Origin of the sequence: Paraburkholderia sprentiae WSM5005, from assembly GCF_001865575.2 — a bacterium.
Classification (GTDB): domain Bacteria; phylum Pseudomonadota; class Gammaproteobacteria; order Burkholderiales; family Burkholderiaceae; genus Paraburkholderia; species Paraburkholderia sprentiae.
In genome coordinates this window covers 229,695-244,356 of record NZ_CP017563.2, presented here as the reverse complement: position 1 = coordinate 244,356, position 14,662 = coordinate 229,695, and the positions used below count along the sequence as shown (strand labels likewise).

Here is a 14,662-nt window from a genome sequence, read left to right as displayed (position 1 = left end):
AGGTGGAAATGCCTGCAGTGGGTGGTGGTCCTTCGCCAGAGAAGTGGAAGAAAATGAGCAAATCCGAAAAAATATTCTATTGGATATTTGTCGGGCTAGCTGTCGCTGTCGTTGGCTATTTGGTTATCGCTAAGATACGGGGTTGATATGGACCGAAGGGGGCGACAGGCGCGCGATATTGCAGGCGGCGGGCGGTGCGCTCATCGGCGGCCTCGGTGGCGGCAGCGTCTTTACCGCAGTGGGCGGCGCGTTAGGCGCGGGACTGACCTCGAAGGCGGCGCAAGGATTGAACGACATTGCGGCGGGCGTTGAATCGGAAACGGGTTCGGCCCTGCTCGGCAACCTGACCGGAAACGTCGTGGCGGGTCTGGGCGGCGCACTGGTGGGTGGTACGGCAGGCGCGGCTACGGCGTCGAACGTGCAGCTCTACAATCAGCAGCTTGATCCGCTGATGAAGAAAAAGAGTCTGGTGCCGTCTAGTTGCACGGCAACAGGGCCGTGCAATGAAGCGGTGATGACGGCTCAGATGAATGCGACAGGTGCGAATGCCCAGGCGGCGTCACAGAATATGGCAACAGGAGCTTTGTATGGTGTGCCTGCGGCCGCGGTGATGGCACTTGGGCCTGAAGCGGTGGTCGCCGCTATAACTGCCGGGGGCTATGACTTAGCAGGAAGCGCCTACAGCTATGTCACTGGACAGAGCAAGGATGCGCCGAGTTTCACAAGCTCTTATATCGCAGGGATCGTTGGTGCCGTTGTGAACGGCGTCGGCGCGTTCGGCACTTCCAGCATGCAGCGCAGCAATCCTGAAGTAGGCGCTGGCGTAGCTGTAGCAACGACGAGCGCGGGGTCGTGGGCGAAGGCAGTGCTACCATCACCCATAGGGAATATGGTCAATCAGATTATGCAGGGTTCGGCAGGTCCTATTCAGACAGCTATACAGAATTCTCAATCAAAGAAATGACTATAGAAAGCCAAGTGAGACGTAGGTTCATTGTCCGTTACGTAAAGGCATATTTTTCTGTATTTGCTGTAGTGGCCGTCGTCATTGCGATATCAGAGCTAGGCGGCGCCGGCTGGCGCCCTGCGTTAGCCGGAATGCCGATGTATGTCTCGCTTTTTGTCTTGGTTACCTACGCGATGCTGCGGGAGCTGCGTCAACTTAGGAAAAGCAACGAGACAAATGGGGGGAGAATTGATGGCCGAAGCGTTTAAGCGTGCGGTCTCGGGGGCCTCTAGGAGAAGATCATTTTTTTCTACATAGCTGTTTTTCTCGTCACAGTGTCTCTGTTTCGAGGTAACGCCTGGAAGGCTATCGTTGCAAAGATAGTGTTTGTGGCCATAGGATTTCTCTTTGTCTTTCTTTTCGAGTTGTACAAGGGGTGGCGAGTTGTTGCAGGAAAGCCGCAGTTAGATAGCGGACAACTATGGAAGCGATTCGTTATTGTCGTTGGGGTGGTATCAGCCATTTATATTTCGTTGGCTGTGTACCTCGCAGTGTCCGCGGGTACCCCGGATGGTTTGGCTCTATTGTTTCCCTTTTATCTTTGCTTTCTGTTTTCGAGCGCTTTACCTTTCTTTTGGGAGTTCAGGGGGTTGGGCACCATCGAAAGCGAAGGTGAATAAATCTAATAGGTTTACTAGAAAACGTAGGGGTGACTATCAGTCGCCACCTACTACGACCACACGTTCATCCATGCAAATTAGAAAAAGGCTGGCGGCGTTGGCGCTCACAGCCCAGGCATCGCTCGCATATTCGCAGCAGACATTTCAACCAATGTTGGGCGTATTGGTGCTGCTGCTGCGACAGCAGCAGCACTGCCAACACCATATGCACCAGTTTTTGAAGGAATTGCGTTTGGATCGACAGTCACGGGTTGGGTAGCAGATTTCGTGGTACAGACGACACGTCCCAATCCGGGTTCGTATTTGGCGTGGGCAGTTGTGGATCTGACACTGGGAGGTGTTGCGAACAAATATCCTCTCGCTGGCACGGTAATTACTGAATCTGGCAGTTGGATCAAGAACACGACGACGTTTAATGACGTCAGCAGCCAACTGAACAACGCGGTGCAAAACAAAAAATGAAGATCATAAGAAACGGAAACTTCGCGCCCTGGTTTCGCATTCTGTTGTGGGCAACGGGTATAGCGATAGCGGCAGCCTCATACTTCCTTTTGTCTGGCATAGAAAAGTTTGTTGGCGTTGTTATCGGAATGATTGTTCTGGCGACAGGTACCTATGCAGAGCGCGCAAATATGCTTCATTTGAAGCCTTTCGACGACAGCTACAAGAAGGCGCGCAAAAGCTATGAAAGGGACGATGACGAAAGCAAGAAGTGAAGATGAAAAATAAGAAGAGGCGTTCGTTAGGCCCGCTCGCGGTTCTTGTTTCTCTCGCCGTCCACGCCCAAACCCCGCCCGAGATAGCAGCGGCGGCGCGCACGAACGCCGAGCAGAACCAGCAGGTTCAGCAGCAGCGCGACGCCCAGCAGCGGGCGGCGACGGTCGCCGCGCTGGTTGTGCGCTCGACCGCACCAGTAGCGGGAGAATGGCCGGTGCTGCCAGTCGAGACGCCGTGCTTTCGCATCGACACGTTCGCGGTCGAGGTGCCTCAAACGCTGCCCGAGGCGGTTCGCGTGAAAGGCGCGTCGGCATTGCCGATGGACCCATTCGCATTCCTGCATGAATGGCTGCGGCATTACGAGGGGCAATGCGTCGGCAAGCAGGGGGTAGACATGCTGGCGAAGGGGCTGCAAGGCGTCATCCTGAGCCACGGCTACATCACGACCCGCGTCCTTTTGCCGACCCAGGACCTCTCGAAAGGTACGCTGAAGTTCACCCTCATACCGGGCGTCATCAGAAACCTGAAGTTTGCTGACGCCAGCACGCGAGGCACGCTGAAAACCGCGTTCCCTGCACGCGACGGCGACGTACTCCAGCTGCGTGACCTCGAGCAGGGTCTGGAACAGATGAAGCGCATACCGAACCAGGATGCGACGTTGGAGATTGTCCCCGGCATCGTGCCCGGCGAAAGCGATGTGGCCGTGACCGTGAAACGCACGAAGCCCTGGTCGCTCGTGTTCTCGGCAGACAACTCGGGTACCGACGAGACGGGCCGGTATATCGGTAACTTAACGCTCGGCCTGTATAACCTGCTGGGCCTGAATGACATTCTCTCGGCGGGGTTCAACCAGGATTTGCAGTTTGGCAATCACGACCTCGGCACGCACGGCTGGAACGCCTCGTATGCGATGCCGTGGGGTTACTGGACTGGCACGCTGTACGGCTATACGAACACGTATTACCAGCAGATCGCGGCCACCAATGAAACCTACGTTGCGAGCGGCAACGCGCAGACGGCGGGCCTGAAACTGGAGCGGGTGGTCCACCGCAGTCAGAACGATGTGTCCGGAGTCAAGTTCCAGCTTATCAAGCGCTTTGGTGTGAGTTTCATCGAGGACGCCGAGATTCCGCAGCAGTACCGCGACAATACATTTATCGAGGCGGGGCTGACCAACCGGCACTACTTCGGCGCGGCGCAGTTCGACGGGACACTGGCCTACCGTCAGGGTGTCGGCGGGCTCGGTGCGCAGCCCGACACACCGGGTGGCCCGACCTACCGATTCAGGATGGCGACGCTCGACGCGAACCTCTCCGTGCCGTTCGCCATCGCCGATCAGGCGCTTCGTTATGTCGGCACTCTGCACGGGCAGTTCACCAACGACGAACTGAACTATATCGATGACCTGAGTATTGGCAGCCGTTACACGGTGCGTGGCTTTAGCGGACAAACGATGCTCGCGGCAGAAAGAGGCTTCTACTGGCGCAACGAACTCCAGTATCCGCTCGGCCAGACGGGGCAGGTTCTTTATGCAGGCCTCGACTACGGTCACCTGTGGGGACCGTCCACGGCGTGTCTCGCGGGTACGCAGCTCGCGGGTGCGGTCCTGGGGTTCAAGGCTTCCGTACCCTCGCGCCTGGGCACGTTCAGCTATGACGTGTTCGCCGGGACGCCGGTCTATGCACCGACCGGCTTTCCTGCGCCGAGCGTCACCCTGGGCTTTCAGGTGACAGGGCAATTCTGATGAGTGAGTCACTGACCATAAGGAGACAACAATGCTGACGAGCCGGAAATTTTCTGTTACGGCGGCCGGCGTGACCTATTCGCCGACAATTCCAGGGGCGCTGATGGCGGTGAGCCCGAATTACAGTGTTGCCGGTTACGTGAACGGGACCGGGCTGTACGTCGTTCGCCTGACGAAGTAGGCCCATGAGCGGACGACACAAGCAATGACTTGGCAGCAACGCGCGAGCATCCGTTGCATACTCTCAACGCGCTATCCCGCATCACCGACATCCTCGAACCCCGAGACCGCCCTTCACCCCAACGCCATCGCCACGAGAGCCCTTATGACCATCGATCCCTCCGTCGTCGCCGCATTCGCGCCCACCGGCAAACTGCGCGCGTCGATCAATCTTGGCAATCCGATTCTCGCCAATCGTCACGCTGAATCCCGCGAGCCGTTCGGCGTATCGATCGATCTCGCGCGCGCGTTCGCCGCGAAACTAGGCGTCGAACTGGAGCTGGTGGTCTTCGATACGGCCGGCAAATCGGTGCAGGCCGTCAGCGAGGAGCGCGCGGATTTCGGCTTCTTCGCGATCGATCCGTCGCGCGGCGAGACGATCGCGTTCACGGCGCCGTATGTATTGATCGAAGGCTTCTACCTGGTGCGCGACGACTCGCCGGTGCGCTCGAATCAGGATGTGGATCAGGCGCACAATCGGGTCGTCGTCGGCAAAGGCAGTGCGTACGATCTGTTTCTGTCGCGCGAACTGAAATCCGCGCAGATCGTGCGCGCGCCGAGCTCGCCGAGTGTCGTGCCGACCTTTATCGCGCAGCATCTGGAAGTGGCGGCAGGCGTGAAGCAGCAACTCGAAGCCGATGCGAAGCAAACCGCCGGCCTGCGGCTGCTCGACGAGCGCTTCATGGTGATCCGGCAAGCCATGGGTGTGCCGAAGAGCCGCGGCGAAGCGGCGGCTCACGCGCTGCGATCGTTTGTCGAAGAGATGAAGGCCTCGGGGTGGGTGGCGCAATCGCTCGCGCGGCACAACATCGCGGGAGCGTCGGTTGCGCCTGCGGCGTAGCAGATTCGCGGGGCCGCGCGATGCGTCGGCCCGGCCCCCTCTGCGCTGACCGACGCTCAAACGAGCGTGGTCTGCACGTCCACGTTGCCGCGCAACGATTCAGCGACGCCGGTCGAAATACCACCGCAACAGACAGTTCGCGGTCGAGCCGTGCAGCAGCACCGACAAGACGATCGCGTCGAGCACGGCGGGCAGCAGCGGCGTCATCGGGCCGCGCGCGTATTCGAGGCCGAACATCAGGTAGTAGAACGCGCCGACACCGCGAATCCCCATCCATGCCATCAAATACCGTTGGCTGTTGTCGATGCGCGCACCCATCATCGCGACGACGACGGACAGCGGCCGCGCGACGAAAAACAGAAACACCGCGGGCAACGCGGCGCGCAACTCGAACATCTCGCGCCAATGCGCGGACACGACGCAACCGATGATCAGCATCAGCGACAACTCCGCGAGCCGCTCCATTTCACGCGTGAAACCCATCATCGATTCGGCGAGGACCACCTGCGCCTTTTCCGGATCCTTGGCGACGTCGGCCCGTTCGCCGTGCTGCACCTCGTCGAGCACTTCCGACGGATTCTTGTCGCCGGTCGCGCGCAATTCCTCGTGACGCACGGCGACGCCCGCCACGAACACCGCGACGAACGCATAGGCGTGCAGCCACAGCGCCGCGCCGTATGACGTCGACATCAGGCCTAGCGCGAGAAACCCGTCGAGACCGATCGCCTCACCGTAGCGGGTGCGCAGAAAGAAGATGGCGCGTGCGAACGCGATCGCGAATAGGCAGCCGATCACCAGCGCACTCACGATCCCCCACACCACCGAGCCGACGAAATGAACCGCGCTGCCCGAGCCGAACAACCTCGCGCCGGCGAGCGTCAGGCCCAGCACCGCAAACGGATAGGCGGCGCCGTCGTTGAGCCCGCCCTCTCCCGACAACGCGAAGCGCACGGGCTCGTCGTCGCCGGCTTGCGTCACGCGCAGCTCATTGGCGAGCACCGGGTCGGTCGGCGCGAGCGCGGCCGCGAGAAACAACGCCGCGCCGTCGGCGCGTCCGGTCAACCACGCGGTAAAGCCGAACATCAACGCGACTGTGACGAGCATCGCCGGGCCGCCGAGCCGCAACGGCAACAGCCACAGCGGATTGCGCAGCCGCACGCGCAGATGCATGCCGATCGAAAACAGCGACACGACGAGGCCGACTTCGGCCAACGTCGCGAGCAGCGCGGCATTGCCGAGCAGATCGACACCGACGAGCCCGGACACGGCCGGCCCGATCACCACGCCGACCAGCAGATAGATCATCGCGCCGGTCAGCGGCAAGCGACGAATCGGCCCGCGCGCAACCGCCATGAACGTGAGCAGCGCGCCGATCACCAGGAACCAGACCGGTTCGTCCTTCATCGCGCAATCACGAGCAGCGCGGCGACGGTACAGCGCTGCACTGCCTTCTTCATGAGCGGCCCCCCTCGGTTCGGACAAGCTGGATGTGCACTGCCGGTTGCGTTGCAAGCCGCGTTCCTCGCCGCAAGCAGTGCGTGCCGAGCGCCCTCACACGCCGAACGGGAACATCTCCGCCGCGCCGTGCTTTTCGCCGGCGGCATCGGGCAGCGCGGTGAGCGCGCTCGTGCGATCGAACCACACGTACGCGTCGAACTGCTCGGCCAGCGACGCTTCCGCGTAGTGGCTATCACGCTCCGTCTCCGGACGATAGATGACGCCGATGAAGCGCTCCAGCAGCGGCGCGCGCAGCCGTTCGCGCAAGCCGTCGTGCACGCCGGGCCGCAGGTCGATCAGCAAGCGCGCGAGGCCCGTGCCGTGCGTGCTGAATTCGACGCTGCCTTCAAGCGACGGCCGCACGGTCTTGACCTCCATCGGTCCGCCCCAGTCGCTGGCCGCGGCGACGGTACCGCTGTGCGTGCCGAAACCGATCAGCGCCGCCGCGTCGCCGAACTGCCCGCGACACAGCTGACCCAGGTTGATCTCGTCCTGCACGCGGCCCATCTGCGTGGCGCTCGCGTCACCGATGTGCGAGTTGTGCGCCCACACGACCAGGCGAGCCTGCGGCCCGCTGCTGTCGAGCGTATGACGCAGCGTGTCGAACATGTGCGTGTCGCGCAGATTCCAGCTTTGCGGCCCGCCGTAATACATCGCGCGATAGTAGTGCTCGGCGACCGCGACGAGCCGCGCGTTCTGCGCCGCGTCGAGGAAGCGTTCGCCGTCTTGACGCGCGTAGTCGAGCCGGCTTTTCAGCAGATCGGCGAGCTGCGCGACCACGTGCTCTTCACACTGCGCGTAGCCGCCGCTCAACGCGGCGCGTCCATACACGGCCGGGTCTTTCTGCCACGGACTGAGGCAGCCATAGCGCTCGCGAGCGGTGCGCGCCGCGGCGGGATCGACACTGTCCAGATAGCGCAGCACCGCGTCGATCGATTCGGACAGACTGTAGATGTCGAGCCCGTAGAAGCGCGTTTCGTGGTCGCGGTGCGCGGCATTGTGCGAGCGCAGCCACGCGACGAAAGCCATGAAGTCGGTGTTGCGCCACATCCAGGTCGGAAAGCGGCGAAACGGCTGGGACCGCTCGCCAGGCATCGGTCGGTCGCGCACGTGCCGGTCGATGATCGCGGCGTCGGGCCAGTCGGCCTCGACCGCGATCATCGAAAAACCGTGCCGCTCGACGAGGCGTCGCGTGATCGCCGCGCGCGCGCGATAGAACTCCGAGGTGCCGTGACTGGCTTCGCCGAGCAGGACGACGCGACGCTGCGCGAAGCGGTCGACAAACGTCGCGAATTCCGGGGAATCGATGTCGGGCAACGGCTCGGCCGCGTCGCGAAGCGCGATTTCGAGCGCGGCCGGCGGCGGGAGCGGCGCGGGCGTGGGCCGCAAATCCACGTGCGGCGCGCTCCCCTGCTCCGGCCAGCCATCGTCGCCGACGAGCGGCACGAAGCGCACGTCGGCGAACGCGTGTTCGTCGTAGTCGTGTTCGCCGCGCCGCACGATCTTCACCAGCCGCTGGCGGCTCGGACTGCTGCCGACCGGCATCACGAGCCGTCCGCCGACCGCGAGCTGCGCGCGCAGCGCCCGCGGCACGCGCGGGCCGCCCGCCGCCGCGATGATCGCGTTGTAGGGCGCATGCGCGGCAAGCCCGGCGGTGCCGTCGCCGATATGCACCTCGACGTTCTCGTAGCCGAGCTGCCGCAAGCGCTCGCGCGCGCCCTCGGCCAGGCTCGCGTCGCGTTCGATCGAATCCACCCGGCCCGCGATCTCCGCGGCGAGCGCGGCCGCGTAGCCGGAGCCCGTGCCGATGTCGAGTACGCGATCGCCGGGCTGCAATTCGGCGGCCGCGAGCATCGCCGCGACGATGTATGGCTGCGAGATCGACTGCTCGCCGCCGATCGGCAGCGGCGTATCGTCATACGCGAATTCGCGCAAATCGGACGGTACGAATGCCTCGCGCGGCACGCGCCGCATCGCTTCGATCACGTAGTCGTCGCGCACCCCGCGTTGCACGATCTGTCGCTCGACCATCCATGCGCGCGCATCGTCGAAATCGCTCATCGCCGCCTCCTCGCGAGTCCGCTACCCTTCCACGGTTCAGCAATGAGCATACCGCCGGCAGCAACCCGTGGCGATGCGCAAAACGTGAAGCGCGCGCTACGGCTTCATCACGACCTTCACGCAGCCGTCCTCCTTGTTACGGAACACGGTGTACATGTCCGGTCCCTGTTCGAGCGGCACCGTGTGCGTGATCACGAACGACGGATCGATCTGCCCGTTCAGGATCCGCTGCAACAGATCGTCGGTCCAGCGATTCACGTGCGTCTGCCCCATGCGAAACGTCAGGCCCTTGTTCATCGCGGCGCCGAACGGGATCTTGTCGATCAGGCCGCCGTACACGCCCGGAATCGACAGCACCCCAGCCGGCCGGCATACGTAGATCATTTCGCGCAGCACATGCGGGCGATCCGTTTCCAGCATCATCGCCTGCTTCGCGCGGTCGTACAACGCGTCGAACGAGCGCGTCGCATGCGATTCCATACCGACCGCGTCGATGCATTTTTCGGGGCCCCTGCCGTGCGTCAGTTCCTTGAGCCGATCGAGCACGCTCTCGTCGTCGAAGTTGATCGGGATCGCGCCGGCCGAGCGTGCCATGTCAAGGCGCTCGGGAACGCGGTCGATCGCGATCACCTGCTTCGCGCCCAGCAGAATCGCACTGCGGATCGCCAACTGTCCGACCGGGCCCGCGCCCCAGATCGCGACCGTGTCGGTCGGCTCTATCTCGCACTGCACCGCGGCCTGCCAGCCGGTCGGCAGAATATCGCCGAGAAACAGCACCTGCTCGTCGGTCAGGCCGTCGGGAATCTTGACCGGCGTGACGTCCGCGAACGGCACGCGCACATACTCGGCCTGGCCGCCCGGATAGCCGCCCGTTAGATGCGAGTAGCCAAACAGGCCCGCCGTCGCGTGGCCGAAGACCTTGTCGGCCATCTCCTTGTTGCGGTTCGAACGTTCACAGACCGAAAAGAAACCGCGCCGGCATTGATCGCATTCGCCGCAGGCGATCGTAAACGGCACGACCACGCGCTCGCCCACCTTCAGCCGCGCGTTGCCCGGGCCGACTTCGACGACCTCGCCCATAAACTCGTGACCAAGGATGTCGCCCGACTTCATCGACGGCATGAAGCCATCGAACAGATGCAGATCCGAGCCGCAGATCGCGCAACTCGACACCTTGACGATCGCATCGCGCGGATGCTCGATAACCGGGTCCGGGACGTTGTCGACGCGGACGTCTTTTTTGCCGTGCCAGCAAAGGGCTCTCATGTCGTGCCTCATGGTCGATGGGCCCGTCGCGCGGGCCAACTGGATGGGATTCGCGGATTCGCGGATGCGCGTGCCGCGGCGCGTCGATATCGCCGACGCCATTGCGAGCGGCGGCGAGCCGCGCAGCCGCAATCATCCGAGCAACACATGTGCCGTTCTCGCGTGCATCCGGATCGCGAGCGCGGACCGATATTTGCTCCGTTCGACGCGAGAGCGTTTGCACGAACAAAACGCCTGTCCGAATCCGTCGCACAACAAGGGCGAAAATCATGAACATTCCCATGCAGGTCGTGTCTTTCCTCCGCGCGCGAGGTCTGAAGCTCGCGACCGCCGAATCCTGCACCGGCGGCCAGATCGCGTCGTATCTCGCGAGCGTGCCGGGCAGCGGCGCGTGTCTCGACGTCGGCTTCGTCAGCTACTCGCCGTCGGGCAAAGCCGGCTTTCTCGGCGTGCGGCAAAGCACGATGGAGCAATGCGGGCTGACCAGCGAGGCGGTCGCGCGCGAAATGGCCGAAGGCGCGCTGCGCCAACAAGGCTGCTGCGCGGACATCGCGGTATCGAACACGGGCCTCGCCGATGGCGGCGCGCAGGGCGGCTCCGACGACGATCCGCCGCCAGGCACACAATGCTTCGCGTGGTCGTTCCGGCAGCGCGGCGGCGAGTTCGTCACGTTCGCGGAAACGCGACGCTTTTCCGGCGACCGCAACGACGTGCGTTCGGCCGCCGCGCTGTATGCGCTATCGCGCGTGGAGCATTACTTCAACCAACTCCCGCGCGTCGAGCGGGATCACTCATGAGAGACCGCACGATGAATCTCACCTCTTCCTTCGACACCCACGCCTGGCAGCAGGACGTGATTGCCGAGCTGGGCGTCGCACGCGATTTCGACCCGGCCCGCGAGCGCGAGCGGCGCGTCGCGTTCCTCGGCGACTACCTGGCGTCGCAAGGCTTGCGCACCTATGTGCTGGGTATCAGCGGCGGCGTCGATTCGTCGACCGCGGGGCGCCTGGCGCAGCTTGCCGTCGAGCGTCTGCGCGCAGGCGGCTACGAAGCGCGGTTCGTCGCGGTGCGTCTGCCGTACGGCAGCCAGCGCGACGAAGAGGACGCCGCGGCCGCGCTCGCGTTCATCCGCCCGGACGAGACGCTGACCGTCAACATCAAGGAGCCGGCCGACGCGATGCTGTCTTCCCTGAAACGCGGCAACGTGCAGTACGTCGACGACTTCCAGGAAGACTTCGTGCTCGGCAACGTGAAGGCACGACAACGCATGGTCGCGCAATACGCGATTGCGGGCGCGCGCGTCGGCGTGGTGATCGGCACCGACCACGCGGCCGAATCGCTGATGGGCTTTTTCACGAAGTTCGGCGACGGCGGCGCGGACATTCTGCCGCTGGCGGGTTTGACCAAGCGCCGCGTGCGCGCGCTCGCGCACGCGCTCGGCGCACCGGAGCGGCTCGTCAACAAGGTGCCGACCGCTGACCTCGAATCACTGACGCCGCAAAAGCCGGACGAGGACAGTTACGGCATCAGCTATCAGGACATCGACGACTTCCTCGAAGGCAAGCCGGTCAGCGACGAAGTATTGACCACGATTCGCCGCTTTTACATGGCGACGCGCCACAAGCGCGCGCTGCCGGTGGTACCGACGCCATCGTCGGCGTCGGTATGAAAGCGCCCCGCGCGTTAGGCGGGGCGCTGACGTTTGGCGCGCTTCGGCGCTTCGATGTCCTCGCCGGGCATGTCCTGCAGTTGCTCTTCGGGCGCGATGCGCGAGCCGCGGTCGCGATCCGCGGACTGATCGGTCGGCTCCTGCGGCGCGCCAGCGCCGTCGGCCGCGCCTTCCGCCTCGATCTGCCGGCGCGCTTCTTCCCAATGATCGTCGGCCCGGCCTTCCGGCGACGGATCGTTTTCCCAGATCTGGTATGCCCGCGTGCGGATGCGGGCTTCGAGTTCCTTGTCCATGCGGTTTCTCCGTGAACGTGAGCGACGCGCCGTGCCCCAATGACGGCGAGCGACAGGCGAGCAAGCGTTGTTCCGCCGGCCGCGTGCCGCTATTTGTGCAGCTCGGTACGCAGCGTCGCGACGTCATTGGCGGTGACGGGCTGCGCGTTGTTGCCCCAGGCACTGCGGATATACGTCAATACCTGCGCGATCTCGACGTCGGCGAGCGTCGTCGCGAACGACGGCATCGATTGGCGTGGCGGGCCGCTTTGCGTCGCGGGACTGTTGCCGCCTTCGACGAGCAGGCGAATCAGCGACGTCGTGTCTTTCGCGATCACCGAAGGATTGCCGGCGAGCGCGGGGAACGCGTTCGGCACGCCGCGTCCATCCGCGTGATGGCAGCTCGCGCAGAACGACTGGTAGACGTTGAAGCCGACGCTCAGCGAGTCGGGCACGCGGCTGCCGTTCGCGCTCCAGCGCGCGGGATCGGCGCCGCGCGTAAAGGTGCCCGACGGCTGCTGCGCGGGCAGCGACTTGAGGTAATGCGCGATCGCCTGCAGATCCTCGTCGCTCAGATACTGCGAGCTGTCCTCGACGTGTTCGACCATGCTGCCGTATGCGATGACGCCCGCGCCGTGGCCGGTCTTCAGGAACGCGGCGATGTCCGCGGCGGTGAGCCGGCCCAGTCCCGAGCCCATGTCGCCGGTCAGATTCGGCGCGAACCAGTGATCGTTGACGCCGCCCACCAGGTAGTCGCTCGACGATTCGTCGAGGCCGCTTTCCTGATAGAACATGCCGCGCGGCGTATGACACGCGCCGCAATGTCCCGCGCCTTGCACCAGATACGCTCCGCGATTCCACATGGCGTCGCTTTGCGGATGCGGCACGTAGGGCTTCGACGGGACGAATGCCATCTGCCAGAAGCGCAGCGCCCAGCGTTGATTGAACGGAAACGCGACGTCCGAGCGCGGCGTCGGTGTCGCGACCGGCGCGACGCCGTGCAGCATGAACAGGTAAAGGGCGCGCACGTCCTCGTCGCTGAGCTTCGAGAACGACACGTACGGCATCGCCGGATACAGCCGCTTGCCGCCGCGCGCGACGCCCTTGCGCAGCGCGCGCTCGAAGTCTTCGTACGTGTAGCGGCCGATGCCGTACTGCGGGTCCGGCGTGATATTGCTGGTCACGATCGTGCCGAACGGCGAAACCATGCCGACTCCGCCCGCATACGGCGCGCCGCCCTGCGGCGCGGTGTGGCAGCCGGCGCAGTCGGCGGCTTTCGCCAGGTACTCGCCGCGCGCGAGTTGGGACGGTTCGAGGCCCGCCGCGTCCGGCGAAGCCTGCGCGACACCGCGGGCCGCCGACGTATCCGCCGCAGCTGGTTCACCGGCCGATCCGCTCGCCAACAGCCCGACCCAGGCCGCCAGCAACGCGCCCCCTGCCACCGCTCGCGCCGCGGCGCGCGTTCGCATCATGGCGCGCCCTCCTCGCGAGCCCGCGCCGCGTCGTGCGTGAAAGCCGGCTGACGGTCCGCGCGGCTGAGCCAGCGCGCCGCGACGAGCAGCCCGCCGACCAGATAAGCCATCGCGCCCGGTACCCACATGATGAGCCCGCCCAGTTGCTGATCGTGCAGCGGATCGATGCCCAACGCCGCGCACGGCTCGACATACGACGGATACCACAGGTCCGGCGCGAGCGTAATCAGCGCGCCGAGCGCGCTCGTGTGAACCATCGTCGTGAACAGCGACAGCATCGCGTGACCGCCGTTGCCACGGCGCGCGCCGTCGCCTGTCACGGTCCACCAGAAGATCAGCGCACTCAGCAAAAAACTGGCGTGCTGCAACGCATGCACGGCCGGATGCGCGAGCGCGGCCTCGAACAACGTCGGCGCATGCCACGCCCATAAAGCGACGGCGTGCAGCGCCCATGCGACGAGCGGCGCGCTCAGGCAGCGCCATGTGCCCGCAAACCAGCGAGCGCGCACCAGCCGCCCGAGCGCCAGACGCGCACCCCGCGGCAACGCCCACATCCATACGGCGAGCGGACGCCCGGCCACGCACAGCGGCGCCGCGATCAGCATCATCGATTCATGCTGCACCATATGCGCGGAAAACAGCGCGCCGGACAGCGTATCGAGCGGCGATATCAACGCGACCAGCAGCGCACTCCAGCCGCCGGCAAAGGCCAGCAGATGCTGCGTGCGCGCGCCGACGCCGCGCCGCTGCGCGCGCGAGCGGCGCCGCAGCCGTGCATAGCCGATCAGATAGGCACCGATGCTGAGCGCCAGCAACGCAACGACCCACGGCTCGAGGCTCCAGCCGAACGACAGCGTCGCGCGATCGGCGTCGGACAGCACGTGCGCGGCGGCCGTCGTGCTGGGCAGCAAGGGCACGCACGCGGCCCAGCGGATGTGCCGTGTCATCGGCAAGGGGGCAGCAGCCATTGCGGGAACCACATCGCGAGTTGCACGAGCGCGGACAGCGCACCGACGATCATCGCCATTAGCGCGAAAAAGCCGGCGCGCGCATCGCGCGGCGTATAGGCGGGCTCGCCGAGCGAGCGCTCGGCACGCCAGCGCCCGTATGCGAGCCACGCGGCAAACGCGCAAAACGCGAAAGCCGCCGCGCTGACCGCGTGCATCGGCCATGCGGCGCCGCTCGCGCAGGCGAGCCGGATCAGCGCATAGTCGACGCTCTGGGTCGCCAGCACCGCCGTCGGCGCCGCGAGCAATCCTAGCCAGATATCCATCGGCA

At 64.4% G+C, this 14,662-nt stretch carries 14 protein-coding genes; 7 read left to right on the top strand and 7 right to left on the bottom strand.

Annotated features, from left to right (window positions below):
- Positions 1-286: 286 nt before the first annotated feature.
- The 5 genes from BJG93_RS29760 to BJG93_RS29740 all read left to right on the top strand — a co-directional run bounded on the left by BJG93_RS29760 (position 287) and on the right by BJG93_RS29740 (position 5,147).
- Positions 287-964: a hypothetical protein gene (locus BJG93_RS29760; RefSeq protein WP_154671707.1), complete on the top strand. Its 678-nt coding sequence runs from the start codon at positions 287-289 to the stop codon at positions 962-964.
- A 1,120-nt stretch (positions 965-2,084) separates the two neighbouring features.
- Positions 2,085-2,342: a hypothetical protein gene (locus BJG93_RS29755; RefSeq protein WP_027194828.1), complete on the top strand. Its 258-nt coding sequence runs from the start codon at positions 2,085-2,087 to the stop codon at positions 2,340-2,342.
- Positions 2,343-2,344: 2 nt separating this feature from the next.
- Positions 2,345-4,087, top strand: a complete 1,743-nt coding sequence (locus tag BJG93_RS29750) for a ShlB/FhaC/HecB family hemolysin secretion/activation protein (RefSeq protein WP_027194827.1) — start codon at positions 2,345-2,347, stop codon at positions 4,085-4,087.
- Positions 4,088-4,118: 31 nt separating this feature from the next.
- Positions 4,119-4,268: a hypothetical protein gene (locus BJG93_RS29745; protein ID WP_154671706.1), complete on the top strand. Its 150-nt coding sequence runs from the start codon at positions 4,119-4,121 to the stop codon at positions 4,266-4,268.
- Positions 4,269-4,412: 144 nt separating this feature from the next.
- The gene (locus BJG93_RS29740; protein WP_027194826.1) at positions 4,413-5,147 is read left to right on the top strand and encodes an ABC transporter substrate-binding protein; all 735 of its coding nucleotides are present in this window, start codon (positions 4,413-4,415) and stop codon (positions 5,145-5,147) included.
- A gap of 99 nt (positions 5,148-5,246) precedes the next feature.
- Here BJG93_RS29740 and BJG93_RS29735 read toward each other — a convergent pair whose 3' ends face one another.
- The 3 genes from BJG93_RS29735 to BJG93_RS29725 all read right to left on the bottom strand — a co-directional run bounded on the left by BJG93_RS29735 (position 5,247) and on the right by BJG93_RS29725 (position 9,971).
- Positions 5,247-6,551, bottom strand: a complete 1,305-nt coding sequence (locus BJG93_RS29735) for a cation:proton antiporter domain-containing protein (protein ID WP_027194825.1) — start codon at positions 6,549-6,551, stop codon at positions 5,247-5,249.
- Positions 6,552-6,698: 147 nt separating this feature from the next.
- Complete coding sequence (locus tag BJG93_RS29730; protein ID WP_071336707.1) at positions 6,699-8,705, bottom strand: protein-L-isoaspartate(D-aspartate) O-methyltransferase; 2,007 nt, start codon at positions 8,703-8,705, stop codon at positions 6,699-6,701.
- A 96-nt stretch (positions 8,706-8,801) separates the two neighbouring features.
- Entirely contained in the window at positions 8,802-9,971 is a 1,170-nt protein-coding gene (locus tag BJG93_RS29725; protein ID WP_027194823.1) for a zinc-dependent alcohol dehydrogenase, read from the bottom strand.
- A gap of 269 nt (positions 9,972-10,240) precedes the next feature.
- Between BJG93_RS29725 and BJG93_RS29720 the strand changes: the two genes are divergently transcribed.
- Both BJG93_RS29720 and nadE read left to right on the top strand, forming a co-directional pair.
- Positions 10,241-10,768, top strand: a complete 528-nt coding sequence (locus tag BJG93_RS29720; RefSeq protein WP_027194822.1) for a CinA family protein — start codon at positions 10,241-10,243, stop codon at positions 10,766-10,768.
- Positions 10,769-10,779: 11 nt separating this feature from the next.
- Positions 10,780-11,640, top strand: a complete 861-nt coding sequence (gene nadE, locus BJG93_RS29715; RefSeq protein WP_027194821.1) for an ammonia-dependent NAD(+) synthetase — start codon at positions 10,780-10,782, stop codon at positions 11,638-11,640.
- Positions 11,641-11,654: 14 nt separating this feature from the next.
- Here the strand turns inward: nadE and BJG93_RS29710 are convergent, their stop codons facing one another.
- From BJG93_RS29710 to BJG93_RS29695, 4 genes are all read right to left on the bottom strand, one after another.
- The gene (locus BJG93_RS29710) at positions 11,655-11,933 is read right to left on the bottom strand and encodes a DUF2934 domain-containing protein (protein ID WP_027194820.1); all 279 of its coding nucleotides are present in this window, start codon (positions 11,931-11,933) and stop codon (positions 11,655-11,657) included.
- Positions 11,934-12,022: 89 nt separating this feature from the next.
- A complete protein-coding gene (locus BJG93_RS29705) occupies positions 12,023-13,384 on the bottom strand; it encodes a c-type cytochrome (RefSeq protein WP_027194819.1) in 1,362 nt (453 codons plus the stop codon).
- Complete coding sequence (locus tag BJG93_RS29700; protein WP_027194818.1) at positions 13,381-14,331, bottom strand: cytochrome c oxidase assembly protein; 951 nt, start codon at positions 14,329-14,331, stop codon at positions 13,381-13,383. The genes BJG93_RS29705 and BJG93_RS29700 overlap by 4 nt, the downstream gene beginning before the upstream one ends.
- Complete coding sequence (locus BJG93_RS29695) at positions 14,328-14,657, bottom strand: hypothetical protein (RefSeq protein WP_027194817.1); 330 nt, start codon at positions 14,655-14,657, stop codon at positions 14,328-14,330. The genes BJG93_RS29700 and BJG93_RS29695 overlap by 4 nt, the downstream gene beginning before the upstream one ends.
- Between the last annotated feature and the right edge of the window lie 5 nt (positions 14,658-14,662).

Coding starts and splice junctions, on each gene's coding strand:
- BJG93_RS29755 (WP_027194828.1), top strand. CDS start 2,085: ATGAAGATCATAAGAAACGGAAACTTCGCGCCCTGGTTTCGCATTCTG.
- BJG93_RS29740 (WP_027194826.1), top strand. CDS start 4,413: ATGACCATCGATCCCTCCGTCGTCGCCGCATTCGCGCCCACCGGCAAA.
- BJG93_RS29700 (WP_027194818.1), bottom strand. CDS start 14,331: ATGACACGGCACATCCGCTGGGCCGCGTGCGTGCCCTTGCTGCCCAGC.
- BJG93_RS29745 (WP_154671706.1), top strand. CDS start 4,119: ATGCTGACGAGCCGGAAATTTTCTGTTACGGCGGCCGGCGTGACCTAT.
- BJG93_RS29695 (WP_027194817.1), bottom strand. CDS start 14,657: ATGGATATCTGGCTAGGATTGCTCGCGGCGCCGACGGCGGTGCTGGCG.
- BJG93_RS29750 (WP_027194827.1), top strand. CDS start 2,345: ATGAAAAATAAGAAGAGGCGTTCGTTAGGCCCGCTCGCGGTTCTTGTT.
- BJG93_RS29730 (WP_071336707.1), bottom strand. CDS start 8,705: ATGAGCGATTTCGACGATGCGCGCGCATGGATGGTCGAGCGACAGATC.
- BJG93_RS29710 (WP_027194820.1), bottom strand. CDS start 11,933: ATGGACAAGGAACTCGAAGCCCGCATCCGCACGCGGGCATACCAGATC.
- nadE (WP_027194821.1), top strand. CDS start 10,780: ATGAATCTCACCTCTTCCTTCGACACCCACGCCTGGCAGCAGGACGTG.
- BJG93_RS29720 (WP_027194822.1), top strand. CDS start 10,241: ATGAACATTCCCATGCAGGTCGTGTCTTTCCTCCGCGCGCGAGGTCTG.
- BJG93_RS29735 (WP_027194825.1), bottom strand. CDS start 6,551: ATGAAGGACGAACCGGTCTGGTTCCTGGTGATCGGCGCGCTGCTCACG.
- BJG93_RS29705 (WP_027194819.1), bottom strand. CDS start 13,384: ATGATGCGAACGCGCGCCGCGGCGCGAGCGGTGGCAGGGGGCGCGTTG.
- BJG93_RS29725 (WP_027194823.1), bottom strand. CDS start 9,971: ATGAGAGCCCTTTGCTGGCACGGCAAAAAAGACGTCCGCGTCGACAAC.